The sequence below is a fragment of the Microbacterium sp. DT81.1 genome (genome assembly GCF_049844955.1).
Lineage (GTDB): Bacteria > Actinomycetota > Actinomycetes > Actinomycetales > Microbacteriaceae > Microbacterium.
Genome location: NZ_JBNCMA010000003.1, coordinates 237,260 through 258,295, shown reverse-complemented (window position 1 = coordinate 258,295; position 21,036 = coordinate 237,260). Strand labels below are relative to the sequence as shown.

Here is a 21,036-nt window from a genome sequence, read left to right as displayed (position 1 = left end):
GCACAGCGCACAGCTATTCTCTGTCAAGCCCCAGCGGGGCCTCGGCGTCGACGCCTAGGATCGGCGTGATGGCAGAGAAGGTGCACAAGATCCACTCGCTCCCCGACGATTCCGCGTGGGTGGGCGGGCTTCCTCCCGTGGGCTCCGTCGAGCATCCGCCCATGATCCGCGGGATCGACCGGGTGCTCGCCATCCAGCGTCCCGTCGTGCTCGCGCACATCCGCAGCATCCGCCGTCGTCATCCGGATGCCTCGCCGTCCGATATCGTGCGGATGCTCGAGCGCCGCTACCTCGCCGCGGTGACGACAGGCGGCGCCGCCGTCGGCGCGACGGCCGTGGTCCCCGGCATCGGCACCGGGGTCACCCTCGCCCTCTCCGGCGTGGAGACGATCGGCTTCCTCGAGTCGACCGCCCTCTTCGCTCAATCGGTCGCCGAGGTGCACGGGGTCGCGATCGAGGACCCCGACCGCGCCCGTGCCCTCGTGCTCACGCTCATGCTGGGCAAGGAGGGCACCGACCTCGTCCGCCAGCTGGCCGGACAGGCGCGCGGCAAGTCCGAGGGCCGCGATAAGTACTGGGGCGAGGTGGTGACGAAGTCCCTCCCCCGCGCCGCCGTGGGCCCGCTGCTCGATCGGCTCAAGAAGTCTTTCATCCACCAGTTCGGCGTCAGGGGAGGCGCCTCGTGGATCGGCAAGGCCCTGCCCTTCGGCATCGGCGCAGCCATCGGCGGAGCCGGCAACCACATCCTCGGCCGTCGCGTGCTGATCACATCGCATCGGGCATTCGGCACGCCTCCCATGGAGCTGCCGGGCGAGCTCGAGCCGCGCGCGGGCTCCGTACGCATCGGAGGTGCCGCCACCCGCACCGCCCGCCGCGTCGGCGGAGCGATCACGAGCGCGGTCGGCACCGTCGGCAAGGCGGCGGGCGGCGCCGTTGCAGGGGCCACCGGAAAGACGCGCCGCAAGGCCGCCGGCGACGAGCCCCACGCTCTGAGCGACCAGGCCGAAGCACCGAGCGCCGATCAGGCAGAAGCCACAGACTCCGACCAGCCGGCGTTCACTCCCAGCTCCTGACCACCCGACCCCGTGGCACGCGCCGCCGCCTGGCGGTACTCTCACCGCGGGGAGAGAAACGCGGGGGCCATGGCCGATTCGGACGAGCAGGCGGCGCCGTTCCCGCGCGAGTTCCCGGGGCGTCCGCCCGAGACCTCGGACACGACGCCGCCCGCCGAGCCGGCGCCGCAGCGTCCCCGGCGGAACGTGCCGCCCTCCCCGCCTCCGGGCGACGCCGAAGAAGCGCCGCCCCCTCCTGCGGGCGACTTCTCCCTTCCCGGCATGCCGGAGTCGGTGTCGCTCGTCCCGGACTCCGTCATCACGCGTCCGCTGGCGCAGCGGATGGCGCAGTCTCCTGCGGGGCGGCGGATCGGAGTGCTGATCGAGGTGCGCTCCGAACTGGCGATCAGCACCGACGAGGTCATGGTGCTGGTGCTGACGATGATCGGGAACGTCGCGAAGGACGCGCCCAAGAGGCGCACGCGCTCCTACATCTTCGCGGCGCTCACGGCGGAGGAGATCCGCGCCCTCGTCGAACTCGACAGCGGAGCGGCGTCGGCCGCCACGTCGCCGAAAGGACAGATGACGAAGTCGGCGCCTCGCCGCTACGTGCACCGCATCTGGCCGAACTTCGAGGTGCAGGCGACGATCCACCGAAGCTCATTGACGACCAAGGCGGACGCGGCCGTCCGCTCGTTCGAAGCGACTGGTGAGGGCATCGTGTGGGCGGTGCTCGACTCGGGCGTGAACAGGAAGCACGAGCACTTCGCCGAGCACGGCAACCTCAAGGGTCTGGAGAACTGGCACCGCAATTTCCTCCCGGGAGGAGATGACGGGGACGCGCTCGCCGACGCTAACGGACACGGCACCCACGTCGCCGGGATCATCGCGGGCGGTCGAGTCGGCAGCGCCAAGAATCCGATCATCGCTGCCACGTGGTATCGGACTGAGGACGGCCAGACCGGGGTCTCGGACGTGCGCCTCACGCGCATCCAGGGCATGGCGCCGAAGACGAGGATCGTCTCGTGCAAGGTGCTCGATGACGACCGCATCGGCGACACCGAGTCGCTGATCACCGCCCTCGAGTACATCCAGGACCTGAACCGCGGCGGCCGCGAGATGAACGTGCACGGGGTCAACCTGTCCCTCGGCTACACCTTCGACCCTGAGTGGTTCGCCACCGGACTGAGCCCCGTGTGCCGCGAGGTCGATCGTCTGGTCAGCCAGGGCGTCATCGTGGTCGTCTCGGCCGGCAACACCGGCTACGGCTTCGCATCGGGCACCAATGGCAATGACATCCCGATGGCATTCGGCATGACGATCAATGATCCGGGGAACGCCGCGCGTGCCATCACGGTCGGCTCGACATCCATCAAGCCGCATGCGACCGGCGTGTCGTACTTCTCGTCGAAAGGCCCGACCGGCGACGGGCGAGTGAAGCCGGACCTGGTCGCCCCGGGCGAACGGGTGGTCAGCGCGGGCACCGGCAAGCTTCTCGAACGGGCCCGTGGGATGGACACGGAGGCCAGCTACGTCGAGGACTCGGGCACCTCGATGTCAGCGCCGCATGTATCAGGCGTCGCCGCCGGCTTTCTCTCCATACATCGGGAGTACATCGGGCGACCCGACGACGTGAAGCGCATCTTGATGGATGCTGCGACCGACCTCGGCCGCGACAAGCATTTCCAGGGTCGCGGGCTGGTCGATGCCATGCGCGCGATCCAGAGCGTGTGATCGGCGCCGACGCCGAGATGACGCCCAACGTGTGAAGGAGGAGGACATGAAGCTTCCCTATGCCGAGGTGTCGATCGACAAGAAGGGCGCCTTCGCCGATCCGGCTCAGCTCGAGGCGCTCGCGCAGCTGCTGGGCGAGAAGAACCCCACCGACGTCATCGTGCTCAGCCACGGCTGGAACAGCTCCCCCGCGCAGGCACGTGACCTGTACGAGAAGCTCGTCGAGTCGCTCGTCGCGGTCCGGGGTGCGGTCCGCGGCGCCCGAGCGCGGCGCTTCGTCATCGTGGGCGTTGTCTGGCCATCGATCCAGTGGGCGCCCGATGAGAGCGCCGGCGCCGGCGCGGGAGCGCTCGGCGCCGCGGACGCCCTCGCCGAACTCGTCGAACAGCGCATCGAGAGTCGCACCATCCGCAAGCGGCTGCTGGCGCTGATCCCCGAACTCGAGAACGACCCAGCGGCGCGTGCCGAATTCCTCGCGCAGCTCCGCAAGAGCGTGCCGGCGCGCGTGTTCAAGGACACCACCGAGGATGGCGACGCCCCGCCTTCGCGGTTCGCGACGGGAGACCCTGACGACGTCTTCACCGTTGTGAAGGGCAATCCAGGCCGGAGGCGGCGCGGCTCCGGAACCGTCTCCGGCGGCGCGGCATCCGTCGGCGGAACAGGGGGCATCGCCGCGACCGGCGGCGGCGCGGGCTTCTCGCTCGGCGGGTTCTTCGACGCCGCACGCAACCTCGTCAACATCACCACGTTCTACACGATGAAGGATCGCGCGGGCGTGGTCGGCCGGAAGGGCATTGCAAAGCTGCTCGAGCGGGTGCACACGGAGGCTCCCGACGCGAGGCTGCACCTCGTCGGTCACTCGTTCGGAGGGCGCGCCGTCACCGCCGCGGCACTGACGACGAAGGCGCCCATTTCATCGGTCACGCTGCTGCAGGCCGCGTACAGCCATTACGGGCTTGCCCGCAACTTCGACCGCGAGGACTGGGACAAGCCAGGAGTGCTGCCCGGCCGCAGCGGAGCCTTCGCAGACATGCCGGCCAAGATCGGAGGGCCGGTGCTCGTATCGCACACCCGAAACGACAAGGCGGTCGGGATGGCGTACGCGATAGCCGCTCGGCTGGCGGGGCACGTCGGCGTCGACCTCGGCGACGCGAATGACACCTTCGGAGGCATGGGCAGCAACGGCGCCCAGCGCACGCCCGGCGCCGTCGCGGGCGAGCTGCTGCCGGTCGGGGGGACGTACGCGTTCTCCCGCGGAGTCGTCTACAACGTGAAATCGGATGCCTTCATCGCCGACCACGGCGCGATCACGGGCCGCGAAGTGGGCTACGCCGTGCTCTCCGCCGTGATGTCCTGACGCCGAGGTGTCAGCCGCACGATCTCGGGCGTCAGCCCGGTCTCATCACGCGCGATGCCCTCGACCCGCCGGCGCCCGGACTCGGTCAGGCCGCGGTCGACGAACAGGACGACGCGGTACGGGTCGCGCGTGATCCGCGCGGTGAAGCCGGGCGGAAGTCGCGCTTCCAGGACGCTCTCCAGCGTTCCGTCCCGCTCCGGCTGCTCCCGGACGACCGACGACAGGAGCGCACGGTCGAGGAAGGCGAGCACCTCGTGCACCGCGAACTCGCGACGGTGGAGGGTGAGCACGGAGTGCCCAGCCCCCTCGAACTCGACCGCGAGGAAGCGATCCCCGAGCTCCCGCCGGAGCGTGTCGAATCTCGTGCCGGTCGCCGCATCGGTGCGGTAGCGAAGTCCGAGCACGTCGCAGCCGCTCGCCCTGACGGCATCGAGATCTTGGGAATCGAGGCCAAGGTCCGCCCCCCGCAGGGCAGCACCGCGCGGCAGGCCGACGGCGGCGGGCAGCGACGGCTCGGCGACCACCGGTGCGATCACGGGGGCATCGGCCATCATGGCCAGAGCGAAGCCTCCCGTGAAGCACATGCCGATGACGCCGATGCCCTTCCCGCCCGTGTCCGCATGCAGGTCGCGCGCAAGCGCTCGAAGCCAACCCGCGATCGGGCTGGTTCTTCCCCGCGCGAAGACCGAGAACTCACGGCGCACGCAGAACTGACGCGCGGTCGAGGCGATGCCGGCCGGGGAGAACCCGCCGCCAAGTTCGAACAGCCGGGGCAGCAGCACCGTGTAACCCCGGGCGACGATCTGCTCGGCGAAGGCGACCAGGTCGGGCTCGATCCCCGGGATCTCGTGGAGCACGATGACCCCGGGGCCGCGTCCCTTGCGGAACACCTGCCGTGTCTCTCCTCCGTGTGTCACATCGAGGGGGGCCCAGCTCTCAAGCTCGTCCATGCGGCCATCGTCGCAGACGGTCGGCCTCCGCGGCGGGCATATCGAGAATCCCCGACGTACGATGGGCAGGCTCGCAACGGGGGAAGGATGTCGTCATGGGATTGTTCACGCAGCGACCTGAAGAGCCGACGGAGTGGGCAGGCCTCCCCTCGGAGCCACTCGAGCAGCGCTCCCCCGCGGATCGACTGTCCACCGATGAGTCGGTGGACCTGCTCGGCCTCGTCACGGGCGCCGGGGTCGCTTCGATCTCGGTCGACATCGAAGCGGTTGAGTCGGTCAACGCGCCGGCCGAGCCCGAGGGCGACTCCGCGGGCTCCTAGGAGCGTGCGGTCAGCGCGACGGATCGAGCACGAGCTTGCCGACCGTGCGTCGTGCTCGCAGGTCTTCGTGCGCCCGCCGCGCGTCCGCCAGCGGGTATTCGCCGCCGGCGATGATGCGCAGCGAACCGGACGACACGAGCTCGAAGAGCTCGGCCAGTACCCGGGGCATGAGGTCCGGGACCCGGAAGGCGTGCGGCAGCCACATTCCCGAGATAGACGTCGAGTGGGCGAGCAGGCTCGCCGGCGACACAGGCGTCGGGGCCGCGCGGCTGGCCATGCCGTAGAAAGCCAGCCGGCCGAACGGCGCGAGGGCCCCCAGGCTCTGGTCGGTGGTGGCACCGCCGGTCATGTCGAGGACGGCATCCACCGGCTTGCCGCCGTTGGCCGAACGCAGTGCGCCGGTCAGGTCCTCGACATCCGCATCGATGGCGATGTCGGCGCCGAGCGACAGCGCCAGCTGCCGCTTCTCGGGGGTGCTCGCGGTCGCGATGACCCGACCCGCCCCCGCAGTGCGCGCGAGCTGAACGGCGAGGCTGCCGACCCCACCTGCGGCCGCATGCACCACCACGCTCTCGCCCGGCTGCAGGCGGGCGGTGTGGTGCAGGAGCAGCCACGCCGTTGCTCCCTGGACGACCAGGGCAAGGGCCGACACGTCGTCCACCCCGTCGGGCACGTCGAAGGCGCTCCGCCGGTCGACCACCGCGCGCTCGGCGTAGCCACCCGCATCCACCAGCGCGACGACGCGGCGTCCGTCCGCCGTCCGGCCGACCACCTCACCACCCGGGATGAGAGGCAGCTTCGTGCGCGAGAGGTACGTGTCCTCCACCTGGTGCGTGTCGGCGTAGTTGATCCCGGCCCGGTCGGCGGTCACGAGCAGCTGCCCCTCGCCCGCCACGGGATCGGGCACCTCTGTGGGGATGAGGACCTCTGGCCCTCCGAATTCGGTGACCACGATCGCGCGCATCGGCCCAGCATAGGCTCGAGGGTCATCGGGGTGGCGCTCGCGCTGGCCCTTCGCCTCGGCCATCGCGGCGATCGTCGCACTCACTGTCTGAGGGCGACGATCGCCCCGCTGGCGCCTCAGTCGTGCTGGGGAAAACCCAGGTTGAGTCCGCCGTGCGAAGGGTCGAGCCACCGGGAGGTGACCGCCTTCTCCTGCGTGAAGAAGTCGAACCCGTGCGGCCCGTACGCTTTCGCGTCGCCGAACAGCGACGCCTTCCACCCGCCGAAGGAGTGGTACGCGACCGGCACCGGGATGGGCACGTTGATGCCGATCATGCCGACGTGCACCTCGCGCTGGAAGCGTCGCGCGGCGCCGCCGTCGTTCGTGAAGATCGCCGTGCCGTTTCCGTACTGGCTGCCGTTGATGATGCCCAGCCCTTCTTCGTAGCCGTCGACGCGCACCACCGAGAGCACCGGACCGAAGATCTCGTCGCCGTACACGGTCGATGACGTCGGCACGTTGTCGATCAGGGTGGGCCCGAGCCAGAATCCGTCCGGGTCGCCGTCGACCTCGACGTCGCGCCCGTCGACCACGACGGTTGCGCCGTCCGAGGATGCCACGTCGATGTACGACGCGACCTTGTCGCGGTGCACCTCGGTGATGAGCGGCCCCATGTCGCACCCGCGAGTGCCGTCGCCGGTGCGAAGCGTCCCCATGCGCTGGCTCACCTTCTGAACGAACTCGTCGGCGATCGTGTCGACGGCCAGCACGACGGAGATGGCCATGCAGCGCTCACCCGCCGATCCGAAGCCGGCGTTGACAGCGGCATCGGCGGCGAGGTCGAGGTCGGCATCCGGAAGCACCAGCATGTGGTTCTTCGCTCCCCCGAGCGCCTGCACCCGCTTGCCGTGGCCGGTGGCCGTCTCGTAGACGTAACGAGCGATCGGCGTGGAGCCGACGAATGAGATCGCGCGTACATCGGGGTGCTCGAGCAGCGCGTCGACCGCCTCCTTGTCGCCGTGCACGACGTTGAGCACGCCGTCGGGGAGCCCCGCTTCTTTGAGGAGCGCGGCCATCCAGTTCGCCGCGGACGGGTCCTTCTCGCTCGGCTTCAGGACGACGGCGTTACCGGCCGCCAGCGCGATCGAGAAGAACCAGAGCGGAACCATCGCGGGGAAGTTGAACGGGCTGATGATTCCCACGACGCCGAGGGGCTGACGCAGCGTGTAGACGTCGATGCCGGTGGAGACGTTCTCGGAGTAAGCGCCCTTGGTGAGGTGCCCGAGGCCGCACGCGAACTCGACGACCTCCATGCCGCGGGCGATCTCGCCGAGCGCGTCCGAGAGCACCTTGCCGTGCTCGGAGGTGAGGATCTCGGCGAGCTCCTGCTTGCGCGCGTTCAGCAGCTCTCGGAAGGCGAACAGCACCGTCTGGCGCTTGGCGATCGAGGCGTCCCGCCACTCGACGAGGGCGGCCGAAGCGATCTCGACGGCGGCCGACACGTCATCGGTCGATGCCAGCCGCACCTCCTTCTGCACGATGCCCTTCGCCGGGTCGTACACCGGGCCCGTGCGCGTGGACGTCCCCGCCCACGCGGCGCCGCCGACCCAGTGATCGAGCACCGTGGGCTCGGTCGTCTTCGCTTCACGCTCGATCGTCGTCGTATCGGTCATGATGTTCCCTTCTACGGACCCGGAGGCCTAGTTCTGCGGGACGAGGCTCAGGACCTCGTCGTAGATCGACAGCGCCTGCGCCACCTCATCGTCGGTGACGACGCAAGGCGGAACGACGTGTATGCGGTTGTCCTGCACGAAGGGAAGAAGGCCGCGTGCGAGCAGGTTCTTCTTGACCTCAGCCATGGCATCCGCCGCGAGGGGCTCACGCGAGTCGCGGTCGGCCACCAGCTCCAAGGCCCAGAATACGCCTTCGCCTCGTACCTCTCCGAGAACGGAATGCTTGTCGGCGAGAGCGTTCAATCCCGGCCCGATGGCTTCGGCGCCGACCCGCCGGGCGTTCTCGACGATGCCCTCCGACTCCATCGCGTCCAGCGCCCCGACGATGGACGCCATCGCCAGCGGATGTCCGCTGTAGGTCAGTCCGCCCGGGAAGACCCGCTCGTCGAACGTCGCCGCGATCACGTCCGAGATGATCACGCCGCCGACCGGGACGTAGCCGGAATTGACCCCCTTCGCGAACGTGATCAGGTCGGGCACCACGTCGTAGCCCTCGAACGCGAACCAGCGTCCTGTGCGTCCGAAGCCCGCCATCACCTCATCGAGGATCAGCATGATGCCGTACCGGTCGGCCAGTGCGCGCACTCCCGCGAGGTAGCCCGGTGGTGGGATGAGGATGCCGGCGGTGCCCGGCACCGACTCCAGCAGGATCGCAGCGACGCCGTCGGGTCCTTCCGACTGGATGACCCGCTCGAGGTGCCGCAGGGCGCGTTCGCTCTCCTGCTCGGGCGATGTCGCCCAGAACTCGCTGCGGTAGAGGTACGGGCCGAAGAAGTGCACGTGGCCACGGGCGAACTCGTTCGGGATGCGGCGCCAGTCACCCGTCGACACGATGGCCGCGCCGGTGTTGCCGTGGTACGACCGGTACGTGGAGAGCACCTTGTCGCGCCCGGTGTGCAGGCGCGCCATCCGGATCGCGTTCTCGTTGGCGTCGGCGCCGCCGTTGGTGAAGAAGACCTTCGAGAACCCATCCGGCGCCCGCGAGACGATGCGGTGGGCGGCCTCCCCCCGTGCCAGGTTCGCGGTCGACGGTGCGACGGTGGCAAGGAGGTCGGCCTGCTCGTGGATCGCGCGCACGACCGCCGGATGCTGGTGGCCGATGTTGAGGTTGACCAGCTGGCTCGAGAAGTCGAGGTAGCGGTTGCCCGCATGGTCCCAGACGGTGGTGCCGGATCCTCCGGCGAGCACGAGGGGCTTCAGTGCCCCCTGCGCCGACCACGAATGGAAGACGTGCGCGCGGTCGAGTTCGTAGGTGCGGGCGTCGAGGTCCGCGGTTTCCACGGGCTCGGTCTGCAGTTCCGCGGTCATGATGGTGGTGCCTTTCTTCGGGGTCGAGCGGGCCGCGCTGTGCGGCCCGCTCGACGGTGGTGCTAGTTACCGCCCTCTTCAAGGGTGACGTCGATCGGGGTGAAGCCGTCTCCGGTGAGGTCGATGTCCTCGTCCGCCAGTTCGTCGTGGGCCTTCTCGATCCACTCGTTCGTCCACGCGGACGAGGGCGGCTCCTCGCTGATGAGCCTCGCGCCCGTCTCGTTGACGGCGGCCAGCGCGCCCTCGACGGTCTTGTTCCACGCGGCCTCGTCGATGTATCCGATGCCGTCCGGTGAGGGCCAGATGAGCTTGTTGGTCTCATTCACCATCCACAGTTCGTGGCTCGGACCCCATGCGGAGCCGGCGGCGAGCGTGATCTCCGACGCCTCTTCGGGGTTCTCCGCGGCGTACACCCAGCCCTTCATGGCGGCCTTCAGGAACTTCACGGTCGTGTCCTGATACTCCTCGTCGCTCTCCAGACGCTCGGTGTCGGCCCAGATGGCGTCCTGCAGCATCGCGCCCGCGGTCTCCTCGTAGCTGATGACGGAGAAATCGTCTGGTGTGTACTGCTCACCAGTCTCAGGATCGACCGCCTCCAGCAACTGCGCATACTCGTTGTACGTCATGGCCTGGGCCGCGTCGATGTCGCCCTGCAGGAACGCGTTCATGTTGAAGTCCTGCGTGATGATCTCGACCGTGGAGGAGTCCAAGCCCTCCTCGGCCATCGCGGCGAAGATCTCCCACTCGTTGCCGAAGCCCCACGAGCCGATCTTCTTACCCTCGAAGTCGGCGACCGAGTCGATGCCGGAATCCGCCCACGAGACCTGGAGCGTGCCGGAGCGCTGGAAGATCTGCGCGATCTCAGTGACATTCGCGCCGGCCTCGATCGACCCGAGCACCTTCGGAACCCACGCGATGGCATAGTCGACGTCGCCGTTGTTGAGCGCATCCTGCGGCACGATGTCGCCACCGGACGGGATGATCTCGACCTCCAGGCCCTCGTCCTCGAAGAAGCCCTGCTCCTGGGCCGCGAAGTACCCGGCGAACTGGCCCTGCGGCAGCCACTGCAGCTGCAGCTTGACGGGGGTGAGGTCGCCGGAGCCGGCATCGCCCGAGGCGTCGCCGTCCCCCGACCCGCCTGAGCCACCGGAACAGGCGGCCAGGACGAGGGCTCCGGTGACGACGAGCGCCCCTGCCGCGACGAGGCGGCGTGTGCTGTGTGTCATGTCAGTCCTTTCATTACTCTCGGGTGCAGTTCGGCCTCGGCGCCCGGTGGCGGGAGGACGGGTGGGTAAGACGCCGTCGCAGTGGTCATGTGCCGGAGGGGCGGCGCACGACGAGACGCTCGAGCAGGAGCGTGGCGACGAAGAACAGCAGTCCCAGCAGGATCGCCGCGAACACGAACGCCCATGCCAGGGCGTAGGCGCTCGTCGCCGCCGACGTCGAGATGAGGCCGCCCAGCCCGCCGCGAGGACCGCCGAAGTACTCGGCCACCAGCGCCGAGATGACGGCGAGCGACGAGGCGATGCGGATGCCGGTGAAGATGAACGGCACCGCGGTGGGCAGGGTCACCGTACGGAGGATCTGGGTGCCCCCGGCCGCGTACGCGGCCATCAGGTCGCGATGCACGGGGATCACCTGGCGGAAGCCTCGGAGGGTGTTCAGGAAGACGGGAACGAACGAGGCCAGCGCGGCGATCGCCTGGCGGCCGAACTGGCTGTCGGCGCCGAACATCGAGTTGAGCACCGGGGCGAGGGCGACGATCGGGATGACGGCGAGGCTCGCGACGACGGGCGCGCTCATCATGTCAAGGGCGCTCCAGCGCGAGGCGAGGGCGGCCAGCAGGATGCCGAGGACCGAGCCGACGACCAGCCCGATGAACGCGTTCGTGCCGGTGATGAGGGTCGCCGAGAGGATGGCGGGGGCGAAGGCGACGAACTGCTCGAGGATCGACGCGGGGCTCGGCAGCAGGTACTCGCTCACCCCCACGACGCTGACGAGGAACTGCCACCCGCCCAGCACGACCACCCCGACGACGACCGGTGCGGCGATCCGAAGCCAGCCGTCGCTCCCGCCGGTGCGCACGCGCACCCTGCCCGTGGCGGTGGTGGATGCCGTCGCCATCAGCGGTTTTCCACTCCCCTGGCCGCGCCCGCGTCGAGCGACCCGGTGCCCTGGTGCAGGGCTTCGCGCACGGCGGTGACCATCTCGAAGAACGACGTGTCCTCGCGCAGATCGTCGGTGCGCGCGCCGGTGCGCTCCAGTCGCATGGGCACGATCTCCTGGATCCGGCCGGGTCGCGGCGACATCACGACGACACGGTCGGAGAGGAAAACCGCCTCGGGGATCGAATGGGTGACGAACACGACGGCGGCACCCGTCTCTCCGCAGATCCGCACGAGCTCGGTCTGCATCCGCTCCCGGGTCATCTCATCCAGAGCGCCGAAGGGCTCGTCCATGAGCAGCAGGCTCGGCCGCTCGGCGAGAGCGCGCGCGATCGCGACGCGCTGCTGCATCCCGCCCGAGAGCTGGTCGGGATACCGGTCGGCGAAATCGGTGAGGCCCACCATCTCGAGCAGCTCTGACACCCGGGCGCGCCGGCCCGAGGCATCCGTCCCGTGCAATTCGAGCGGCAGGGCGACGTTGGCCGACACCGTGCGCCACGGGAGCAGCCCGGCCTGCTGGAAGGCGATGCCGTAGTCCTGGTCCTTGCGCGCCCGCTCGGCGGTCTTGCCGAACACCCGGATGGCCCCGGCGGTCGGCGAGTCGAGGTCGGCGATGAGGCGCATCAGCGTGGACTTGCCGCATCCCGACGGCCCGATGAGCGATACGAACTCGCCGGCCGCCACCGTGAGGTCGACGCCGACCAGGGCCGGCACCTCGCCCGAGCGCGTCTGGAACGTCTTGTCGACGCCCGTGGCCTCGACCGCGGCGAGTCCCGCGATCGCGCCCGGATCCTCCGGTCCCTGAGCCGAATCCTCCGGTCCCTGAGCCTGTCGAACGGTCATGCGCCGACCTCCACTCGACGGTAATTCCTGAACAGCACACCGAGGAGGGCGACCGATCCGGCGGCGACGAGGCCCAGCAGGATCGCGCCGAAGATCGGCCCCCACGCCTTCGCCGGGTCGCCGGACGCCTGCCCCGCATACTGGATGAGGATGCGCCCGATGCCGCCCTGAAGTCCCGTCGAGACCTCAGCCACGACCGCTCCTACGACGGCGTTCGCCGCGCCGAGGCGCAGAGCCGGGATCAGGTACGGCACGGATGCCGGGAACCGGAGCTTCAGGAGCGTCGCCCAATAGCCGGCCGCATAGGTGCGCATCAGTTCCGTGTGAATGCGATCGGGGGATTGCAGGCCGCGGAGCGCGCCGATCGCGATGGGGAAGAAGGCGAGGTAGCTGGCGATCAGCGCGACGCTCATCCAGTCCTGCCACTCGAGGGCACCGATCTCGATGCGAGAGCCCCAGCTGCGGACGATCGGCGCGAAGGCGATGAGCGGCACCGTCTGGCTGAGCACGATCCACGGCAGCAGGCCCCACTCGGCGAGCCGCCAGCGCTGCATGATCAGGGCGAACCCGATGCCCACCACCACCCCGATGAGCCACCCGACAGCGGCGATGCCGAGCGTCACGACGGCGGCCAGCGCCACCTCGAGCCACAGCGGGTTCGCCGAGGGCGAGCGGGTCACCGGCTCGAGCAGCCGGGCGCCCATGTCCCAGACGTGCGGCATCGCGAGATCCGTCGTGCGGGGAAGCACCCGCATGTCGCCGACCAGCACGCCCTCCGCGGGACCGAGCGCCTTGTAGAGCTCCCAGAGCACGGCCACCAGCACGATGCCCGCGATCCCCCAGAGCCAGCGCGCCGCCTCACGCCCGCCGCGTCGGCGGCGGATGGACGGCGCGGGCGCCGCCTCCTCGAGCAGGGTGGATGTCGTCATGCCTTGGCCGTGAGGTGGTCGGAGAGCGCCGGGATCACGGTCTCGCCGTAGACGCGCAGCGTCTCCTCCTTGTTGTCGTGCTGGAGGTAGCCGGCGAACTGGTCCACCCCGAGCGCTTTGAGCTCCTGGAGCTTCTCGATGTGCTGCGCCGACGTGCCGAGCACGCAGAACCGGTCGATGATCTCGTCCGGGACGAAGTCGGTGTGCGTGTTGCCGGCGCGACCATGCTCGTTGTAGTCGTAGCCGTGCCGGCCCTCGATGTAGTCGGTGAGCGCCTGGGGCACCGCCCCGGACGCCCCGTACTTCGCGACGATGTCGGCGACGTGATTGCCGACCATGCCGCCGAACCAGCGGCACTGGTCGCGCATGTGCTGCCAGTCGTCGCCGATGTAGAACGGCGCAGCGACGCAGATCTTCACGCTCATCGGGTCGCGGCCGGCGGCCTCCGCGGCATCCCGCACGTGCTGGATCATCCACTTGGCGATGTCGACGTCGGCCAGCTGCAGGATGAAGCCGTCGCCCACCTCGCCCGCCAGCTTGAGCGCGAGAGGTCCGTACGCCGCGACCCAGACATCCAGCCGACTGCCGACCGACCACGGGAACCGCAGGGTCGCCCCGTTGTACTCGACCTCGCGCGAGTTGGCGAGTTCGCGGATGACGTGAATCGACTCGCGGAGCTCCTTGAGGGTCGTCGGCTTGCCGTTGGTCACGCGCACGGCGGAATCGCCCCGGCCGATGCCGCAGATGGTGCGGTTGCCGTACATCTCGTTGAGGGTGGCGAAGACGGATGCCGTGACCGTCCAGTCGCGCGTGGCCGGATTCGTCACGAACGGACCCACGGTGACCCGACGCGTCTCGGCCAGGATCTGGCTGTAGATGACGTACGGCTCCTGCCAGAGCAGGTGCGAGTCGAACGTCCAGACGTGCGAGAAGCCGTGCTGCTCGGCGAGCTTGGCGAGAGCGATGGTGCGCGACGCCGGCGGATTCGTCTGGAGAACTGCTCCGAACTGCATGGCTAGACCCCCCGGTCGTTGAGCGAGCGAAGCGAGACGAAACGCGGCGACAGCACGTTCACACCAGATACTGCGACAGGCCGCGGCGGAGGTACTGCCCGTGCCCGGCCGCACCGTGGTACTGGCCGCTGTCGACGATCACGCGCCCCCGCGAGATCACCGTGTCGACGTGCCCGTCGATCTCGTAGCCCTCCCACGCCGAGTAGTCCATGTTCATGTGGTGGGTCTTCCCATATCCGATCGAGGTGTGCCCGTTCGGGTCGTAGATCACGATGTCGGCATCCGCGCCGGGGGCGATGACGCCCTTCTTGCCGTACAGGCCGAACATGCGGGCCGGGGTCGTGCTGGTCAGCTCGACCCAGCGCTCCAGTGTCAGCTCGCCCGTGACGACGCCCTGATACATGAGGTCCATGCGGTGCTCGACCGAGCCGATGCCGTTCGGGATCTTGCGGAAGTCGCCGAGGCCGAGCTCCTTCTGATCCTTCATGCAGAACGGGCAGTGGTCGGTGGAGACCATCTGCAGGTCATTGGTGCGCAGCGCCTGCCACATCGAGTGCTGATGCCCCTCGGCGCGGGAGCGCAGCGGGGTGGAGCACACCCACTTCGCACCCTCGAACCGACCGAACTGCTCGCTCGATGCCCCGAGCTGATCCTCGAGGGAGAGGTACAGGTACTGCGGGCATGTCTCGCCGAAGACGTTCTGACCGCGGTCGCGGGCCGTGGCGATCTGCTCGACGGCCTGCTTCGCGCTGACGTGCACGACGTACAGCGGCGCGCCGGTGAGATTCGCGAGCATGATCGAGCGGTGCGTCGCCTCCTCCTCCATCTGCCACGCACGGGCGATGCCGTGGAAGTAGGGGTCGGTCTTGCCCTCGGCGACGAGCTGCTCCGCCAGCACGTCGATGACGGGCCCGTTCTCGGCGTGCATCATCGTGAGGAGCCCGGTGTCGCGGCTGACCTGCATGGCCTTCAGCACCTGGGCGTCGTCGGAGTAGAAGACGCCTGGGTAGGCCATGAACAGCTTGAAACTCGTGATGCCCTCGTCGATCAGGCCGGGCATCGCCGCCAGCGCGTCGTCATCGACCCCGCCGATGATCTGGTGGAAGCCGTAGTCGATCGCGCAATTGCCGGCGGCCTTCGCATGCCACGCGGCGAGACCGTCCTCGATCCGCTCGCCGTAGCGCTGCACCGCGAAGTCGATGATCGACGTCGTCCCGCCCCACGCGGCCGCCCGGGTGCCGGTCTCGAAGGTGTCGGACGCGGCGGTGCCTCCGAAGGGAAGCTCCATGTGGGTATGCGCGTCGATCCCCCCGGGGATGACGTACTTTCCCGTGGCGTCCAGAACGGCGTCGACGGATGCGGTCAGGTCGGTCCCGAGCAGCTGCGATCCGGGTGCGAGCACGGCGACGATGCGCTCGCCGTCGATGAGCACATCGGCCTGCACCCGCCCGGTCGCGCTGACGACCGTCCCGCCGGTGAGAAGTGTCGTTGTCATGCCATCCCCCGTGCCTACGGCTTCGCGATCGAGTTGTACGAGTCGGGTCTGCGGTCGCGATAGAACTGCCAGTCGTCGCGCATCTCCCGCACCATGTCCATGTCCAGGTCTCGGATGAGCACTTCCTCTTCGGAGCCCGACCCGCGCTCCCCGACGAAATTGCCACGGGGGTCGATGACCTGGCTGGTGCCGTAGAAGTCGACGGCCAGCTCGCCGTATTCGTTGTCTTCGCGCCCCACGCGGTTGGGCTGAAGCACGAAGTAGCCGTTGGCGACGGCGGCGGCAGGGCCCTCGACCTCCCACAGCCGGTTGGACAGGCCAGGCTTGGTGGCGTTGGGGTTGAAGACGACGTGCGCGCCGTTCAGGCCGAGCTCTCGCCATCCTTCAGGGAAGTGCCGGTCGTAGCAGATGTACATGCCGACCTTGCCCACGGAGGTGTCGAACACGGGGTATCCGAGGTTGCCGGGCCGGAAGTAGAACTTCTCGTAGAAGCGGTCGAGGTGCGGCAGGTGGTGCTTGCGGTATTTGCCGAGGATCGTGCCGTCTGCCTCGACGATCACGGCGGTGTTGTAGTAGACGCCGGTGATGTCCTCCTCGTAGATCGGGAGGATCATGACCATCTCGAGCTCCTTTGCGAGGGCCGCGAAACGCTGCACGATCGGGCCGTCGGCCGGCTCAGCGTAGCGGTAGTACTTCTTGTCTTCGGTGATGCCGAAGTAGGGCCCGTAGAAGAGCTCCTGGAAGCAGATGATCTGGGCACCCTGCTCCTTCGCCTGGCGCGCGAAGCCCTCGTGCTTCGCGATCATGGACTCCTTGTCGCCGGTCCATGTCGTCTGGGTGATGGCGGCTCGTACCGTGGCCATTCCCCGCTCCCGTCTGTCGTCGCTCCGGTTTTGTTATCGTGATGCGTGAACATTTCGTTTGTGTTTCCCCGCTTTTGCGATTGTTCATCACCTTCGGGTCCCAGCGAAAGGTCTGGCGTCGATGGATTTTCCTCTCGAGTTCCCGGATCGATCGCCGGGGGGCATCGCCGCGACCATCGCCCGGGGCGTATCGGCCGGTGATCTCGCACCCGGCGACCGCCTGCCGACCGTCCGCACGCTCGCGGCCGCCATCGGGGTGAGCCCGGCGACGATCAGCGCCGCGTGGCAGGCGCTGGGCCGCGCCGGCCTCATCGAATCGCGCGGGCGCGCCGGGTCGTTCGTGCGAGAACGCCGGAGGGACTGGCTCACCCCGCGGATGCGAGGACTGGCGGGCTACGGCGAACCCCTCAAGCTGGACCTCTCCCGGGGCACCCCTGATCCGGCGCTGCTGCCGCCGCTCGGGCCCGCGCTCGGGCGCGTGTCGATGCGGGCCGAGACCGGAAGCTATCAGGAGCTGCCGGTCATGCCGGAGCTCGCACGCGTGCTCGCCGAGAGCTGGCCGACCACGGCGCAGTCGATCACCGTGGTCGACGGAGCCCTGGACGGCATCAGCCGCACCCTCGAAGAACTCCTGAGCTTCGGCGACCGGGTCGCCATCGAGAGCCCCGGCTTCCCGCCCTTCTACGACCTACTCGACGCACTCGGAGCGGATGCGGTGCCCATGGCCGTCGACGAGTGCGGCGTGACTCCCGCCGCACTGTCGAGCGCGCTCGGTCGCCGCGTGCGTGCGGTTCTCCTCCAGCCGCGAGCCCACAATCCGACCGGCGCGTCGATGACCGAGGAGCGCGCCCGGGAGCTGGCGCAGATCCTCGAGACGCACCGAGACGCCGCGGACGTCGTGGTGGTCGAGGACGATCACTCCGGCTTGATCTCGCTGGCTCCGGACGTCTCGATCGGCCGCTGGCTGCCCTACCGCGTCGTCCACGTCCGGAGCTTCTCGAAGTCACACGGTCCCGATCTGCGGATCGCGGCACTGGGCGGTCCATCGGCGGTGATCGACCGGATCGTGGCCCGGCGGATGCTCGGCCCTGGGTGGACCTCGCGCATGCTGCAGCGCATCCTCTACGACCTGCTGACGGATGCCGCGGCCACCGCTCAGGTCGAACTGGCGCGCGCCACGTACGCCGCACGCCAGAGGGCACTGGTCATGGCGCTCGCCGAAGAGGGAATCGCGCTCGCCCTTCCCGATGGCATCAACCTGTGGCTGCCGGTGGTCAGCGAGCGGGCCGCCATCGTGCAGCTCGCGGCGGCCGAGATCCGGGTCGCCTCGGGATCGCCCTTCATGGTCGGCGGCGGCCCCGAGGGCGCACCCGAGTTCGTGCGCGTCACGGTCGGCGGGCTGAACGGCGACGTCGCCCCTCTCGCCCGGGCCCTGGCATCGGCCGCCGCGCACACCGCTGTGCCGGTGTTCGCTCTAGGAGGCCGCTGACCGTGCGCAAGCGCTTACTGCCCGAATCGACACCTGCGCCGCGCGGGCAATAGTCTCACAGGATGGACAGCACACTGGCGTGTCTTGCGGCCTGGATGCCGAGGCAGCGCTGGTATGCCGCCAAGGGCCGAACACCCACCCTCCGTTTCGTCGCATCCTGGGATCTTCCCCTCGACCCTGGTGCCGATGACGACAGCGACGCCCACGTCCGCACGTACCTCGTCACAGACGAGGGCTCCCTCCCGCCCGTGACGTATCAGGTGCCCGTCGTGGCGCGGGCCACATCATCCGTCGATGCCGCCGCCGCCCACGTGATCGGCAACCCCGAACCCGGCACGACCCTCATCGACGGTCCGTTCGACCCCGCCTACGCAGGAGCGCTGCTGCGGATGGCCGCGCACGGCGGCGAGGGGCGCGGGTCCCGCACGCTCGCCCGCGGCGTTCCCTCGCCGGCGGCTCCGCCGACCGCGCGGCACGCCGAATCGGCCGTGGTCACCGGCGAGCAGTCCAACACGAGCATCGTCTACCGACCCGAGAACGCCGCCCACGTGCCGGTGATCTGCAAGGTCTTCCGCCAGGTGCACCCCGGCCTCAACCCCGACATCGAGCTGCAGACCGCGCTCGCCGCTGCCGGTTCCTCTCGGGTGCCCCGTGCCATCGGCTCGATCGAGGGCCAGTGGCCCGATCCCAGCGACCCCCGCAACACGACGAGCGGATCGCTCGCGTTCGCCCAGGAGTTCCTGCCGGGGGTCGAGGACGCGTGGCGCGTGGCACTGCGCGCCGCGGCATCCGGGGAGGACTTCTCCGACCGCGCGTACGCGCTCGGCGTCGCAACCGCCGAAGTCCACGTGTCGCTCTCCGCCCTCTTCCCGTCGAACGAGACGACGCCCGCCGACCGAGACGCCACCCGCCGTACGTGGCGGCGGAGGCTGTCGACGGCCATCGCCGAAGTGCCCCCGCTGGCGGCGAGCGAAGACGCGATCGAGGCCGTCTACGGGCGTGCCGCCGAGGAGCGGTGGCCGGCGCTGCAGCGCATCCACGGCGACTACCACCTGGGTCAGGTCATCCTCGTCCCCGGCCGGGGGTGGGTGCTGCTCGACTTCGAGGGCGAGCCCATGCGACCGATGGCCGAGCGCGTGCGACCCGACCTGGCACTCCGTGATGTCGCCGGCATGCTGCGCTCGTTCGACTACGTCGCCGGCTCCATCCGGCTCGACCAGCCGGACCGCTCCAGGGAGTCTGTCCGCGAGTGGGCGCTCACGGCGCGGCGTGCCTTCCTGCGGGGTTATGCGGCGGCGTCGGGCGCGGAACTCGACGCGACGCGGCACCTGCTCGACGCTCTCGAGCTCGACAAGGCGGTGTACGAGGCGATCTACGAGTCGCGCAATCGCCCGACGTGGGTCCCCATCCCGCTGCTCGCGATCTCGCGGCTCATCGCCCGGGACTGAGCCCGGGTTCGGAGTCGTCGAACTCGGCCTCCTCCGGTTCCGGATCGTTCTCCTGCTCGTCGTGGTCGAGCGCGCGGTCGTGCCACACGTCCCACTCCCCCATGAGCCGCTCGATCGCGGCGTGGAACTTCGCCGTCGCGGCACCGGGTGACGTGTCGCCGAAATAGTGCGTCACCCAGTGGGTGAGCCGCGCGGTGGCCGCTTCATCGCCCAGCACGCGGGTTACCTCGCCCACGACCGCGGGGGCGGATGCGGCATCCAGCCACTCGCACGCCTGCAGATAACCGTAGGTGTCGACGGCCGCCTCGGGGTCGATGGGGCGCGTCACGAGCAGTGGCTTGCCGGCAGCCAGCCGGTCGTAGACCATCGCGGAGATGTCGACCACCGCGACATCCGCCGCGGCGAGCTGCCACCCCAGTTCCGGGCCGTCGTCGAACACGTGATGCGCCGCCGGATCGGCGGAATTGGAGGTCGCGAGCGCGGCGATGATGCGCTGGTTGGCGGCGCCGTACTCGCGGTTCACCACTCCGCTGCGCGGATGCGGGCGGTAGATGACGCGGTGCGTGCCGGTGGCGAGCAGCGCCCGCACGAGGGCCTCCCCGTGGCTGAGGATCGACCCGTAGTGCGCCGACGGCCTGTCGCCCTCCCATGTCGGGGCGTAGAGCACCACCGTTCGTTCGTCGGGCGTGTAGGGCAGGGCCCCGGAGTAGTGGTCCGCCTGCGGGCGGCCGATCTCGATCGTGCGGCGGTCGATGTCGTACTCCCACAGCACCCGGCCGAGGCGCTCTCTCGCCGCCTGACCGGCGACGAAGGCGTAGTCATACGCCTTGTACTGGTTCGTCGTCATGTACATCTTGTCGGACTCGCCGTGGTTGATGAACACGTGCCAGCGGCGACCGTATCGGAACATCTGGAAGTTTCGCGTGTTCTGGTTGACGTAGAGCACGACCCGGATGTCCTGGTCGGCGATGAACGCCTCGACATCCCGCACCGTCGGCACGAAGGCGACGGGCGGTGCATCCTCGGCCAGCAGCGCCCGTGCTCCGGTCGCGACGCGAGAGAGCACTACCACGGGCCAGGTCTTCGACAGTTCGGCGAGCGGCTTGTACCACTGCCTCATCTGGTACATGTTCACCGCGCCGTCGGCGAAGTACACGGCGACGCGATAGTGGTGGAGCGGATGCGGCGGCAGCACGTCGAGGGTGTGCCGCACGCTCTGCACCGCGCGGCGGGACGCCATGGCCCTGCGCACCAGCGCGATCGCCTTCTGCGCGTCCGAGACCCATCCCACGCGCTTCAGCTTAGGTGCGTGACATGATCGACGAGTGAATGTCGACGACCCGAGGCGCAAAGACGCGCCTCCGGTCGCCGATGGTGCGGGTGTGTCGTTCGTG

General features: G+C 69.2%; 18 protein-coding genes. 6 read left to right on the top strand and 12 right to left on the bottom strand.

From position 1 onward, the window contains the following. Positions 1-68: 68 nt before the first annotated feature. From ACLQ2Q_RS09700 to ACLQ2Q_RS09690, 3 genes are all read left to right on the top strand, one after another. Complete coding sequence (locus ACLQ2Q_RS09700) at positions 69-1,073, top strand: hypothetical protein (protein ID WP_425820237.1); 1,005 nt, start codon at positions 69-71, stop codon at positions 1,071-1,073. A gap of 69 nt (positions 1,074-1,142) precedes the next feature. Next, positions 1,143-2,786, top strand: coding sequence for a S8 family serine peptidase (locus ACLQ2Q_RS09695; RefSeq protein WP_425820236.1), 1,644 nt, complete (start codon positions 1,143-1,145; stop codon positions 2,784-2,786). A 46-nt stretch (positions 2,787-2,832) separates the two neighbouring features. Then, entirely contained in the window at positions 2,833-4,143 is a 1,311-nt protein-coding gene (locus ACLQ2Q_RS09690) for an alpha/beta fold hydrolase (RefSeq protein ID WP_425820235.1), read from the top strand. Here the strand turns inward: ACLQ2Q_RS09690 and ACLQ2Q_RS09685 are convergent. Next, positions 4,113-5,093: a dienelactone hydrolase family protein gene (locus ACLQ2Q_RS09685; protein WP_425820234.1), complete on the bottom strand. Its 981-nt coding sequence runs from the start codon at positions 5,091-5,093 to the stop codon at positions 4,113-4,115. The genes ACLQ2Q_RS09690 and ACLQ2Q_RS09685 overlap by 31 nt on opposite strands. A 95-nt stretch (positions 5,094-5,188) precedes the next feature. On the opposite strand from ACLQ2Q_RS09685, the gene ACLQ2Q_RS09680 reads away from it, so the two are divergent. After that, positions 5,189-5,413: a hypothetical protein gene (locus ACLQ2Q_RS09680; protein ID WP_425820233.1), complete on the top strand. Its 225-nt coding sequence runs from the start codon at positions 5,189-5,191 to the stop codon at positions 5,411-5,413. A gap of 10 nt (positions 5,414-5,423) precedes the next feature. On the opposite strand, the gene ACLQ2Q_RS09675 is transcribed toward ACLQ2Q_RS09680, so the two are convergent. The 10 genes from ACLQ2Q_RS09675 to ACLQ2Q_RS09630 form a co-directional block, all read right to left on the bottom strand. Beyond that, positions 5,424-6,377 (bottom strand): quinone oxidoreductase family protein, encoded by a 954-nt coding sequence (locus tag ACLQ2Q_RS09675; protein WP_425820232.1) that lies wholly within the window; start codon positions 6,375-6,377, stop codon positions 5,424-5,426. A gap of 116 nt (positions 6,378-6,493) precedes the next feature. Beyond that, positions 6,494-8,029: a CoA-acylating methylmalonate-semialdehyde dehydrogenase gene (locus ACLQ2Q_RS09670; protein WP_425820231.1), complete on the bottom strand. Its 1,536-nt coding sequence runs from the start codon at positions 8,027-8,029 to the stop codon at positions 6,494-6,496. A 27-nt stretch (positions 8,030-8,056) separates the two neighbouring features. Continuing rightward, entirely contained in the window at positions 8,057-9,397 is a 1,341-nt protein-coding gene (locus ACLQ2Q_RS09665; protein ID WP_425820230.1) for an aspartate aminotransferase family protein, read from the bottom strand. Between the two features lie 62 nt (positions 9,398-9,459). Continuing rightward, positions 9,460-10,623, bottom strand: coding sequence for an ABC transporter substrate-binding protein (locus tag ACLQ2Q_RS09660; RefSeq protein WP_425820229.1), 1,164 nt, complete (start codon positions 10,621-10,623; stop codon positions 9,460-9,462). 85 nt (positions 10,624-10,708) lie between these two features. Continuing rightward, positions 10,709-11,521 (bottom strand): ABC transporter permease, encoded by an 813-nt coding sequence (locus tag ACLQ2Q_RS09655; RefSeq protein WP_425820228.1) that lies wholly within the window; start codon positions 11,519-11,521, stop codon positions 10,709-10,711. Next, the gene (locus ACLQ2Q_RS09650) at positions 11,521-12,405 is read right to left on the bottom strand and encodes an ABC transporter ATP-binding protein (protein ID WP_425820227.1); all 885 of its coding nucleotides are present in this window, start codon (positions 12,403-12,405) and stop codon (positions 11,521-11,523) included. Before ACLQ2Q_RS09650 ends, ACLQ2Q_RS09655 begins: the two co-directional genes overlap by 1 nt. Next, a complete protein-coding gene (locus ACLQ2Q_RS09645) occupies positions 12,402-13,334 on the bottom strand; it encodes an ABC transporter permease (protein WP_425820226.1) in 933 nt (310 codons plus the stop codon). The genes ACLQ2Q_RS09650 and ACLQ2Q_RS09645 overlap by 4 nt, the downstream gene beginning before the upstream one ends. After that, a complete protein-coding gene (locus tag ACLQ2Q_RS09640) occupies positions 13,331-14,347 on the bottom strand; it encodes a TIGR03842 family LLM class F420-dependent oxidoreductase (protein WP_425820225.1) in 1,017 nt (338 codons plus the stop codon). Before ACLQ2Q_RS09640 ends, ACLQ2Q_RS09645 begins: the two co-directional genes overlap by 4 nt. A 58-nt stretch (positions 14,348-14,405) precedes the next feature. After that, complete coding sequence (hydA, locus tag ACLQ2Q_RS09635) at positions 14,406-15,842, bottom strand: dihydropyrimidinase (RefSeq protein ID WP_425820224.1); 1,437 nt, start codon at positions 15,840-15,842, stop codon at positions 14,406-14,408. A 14-nt stretch (positions 15,843-15,856) separates the two neighbouring features. Continuing rightward, on the bottom strand, positions 15,857-16,705 hold the full coding sequence (locus tag ACLQ2Q_RS09630; protein ID WP_425820223.1) for a nitrilase-related carbon-nitrogen hydrolase: 849 nt from the start codon (positions 16,703-16,705) through the stop codon (positions 15,857-15,859). Positions 16,706-16,826: 121 nt separating this feature from the next. On the opposite strand from ACLQ2Q_RS09630, the gene ACLQ2Q_RS09625 reads away from it, so the two are divergent. Beyond that, on the top strand, positions 16,827-18,194 hold the full coding sequence (locus tag ACLQ2Q_RS09625) for an aminotransferase class I/II-fold pyridoxal phosphate-dependent enzyme (RefSeq protein ID WP_425820222.1): 1,368 nt from the start codon (positions 16,827-16,829) through the stop codon (positions 18,192-18,194). A gap of 62 nt (positions 18,195-18,256) precedes the next feature. Further along, positions 18,257-19,642, top strand: coding sequence for a maltokinase N-terminal cap-like domain-containing protein (locus ACLQ2Q_RS09620; RefSeq protein ID WP_425820221.1), 1,386 nt, complete (start codon positions 18,257-18,259; stop codon positions 19,640-19,642). Here the strand turns inward: ACLQ2Q_RS09620 and ACLQ2Q_RS09615 are convergent. Then, positions 19,626-20,933 carry a CDP-glycerol glycerophosphotransferase family protein gene (locus tag ACLQ2Q_RS09615; protein ID WP_425820220.1) on the bottom strand — a complete coding sequence of 436 codons (1,308 nt, stop codon included), beginning with the start codon at positions 20,931-20,933 and terminating at the stop codon, positions 19,626-19,628. The two genes, ACLQ2Q_RS09620 and ACLQ2Q_RS09615, sit on opposite strands and share 17 nt — an antisense overlap. Between the last annotated feature and the right edge of the window lie 103 nt (positions 20,934-21,036).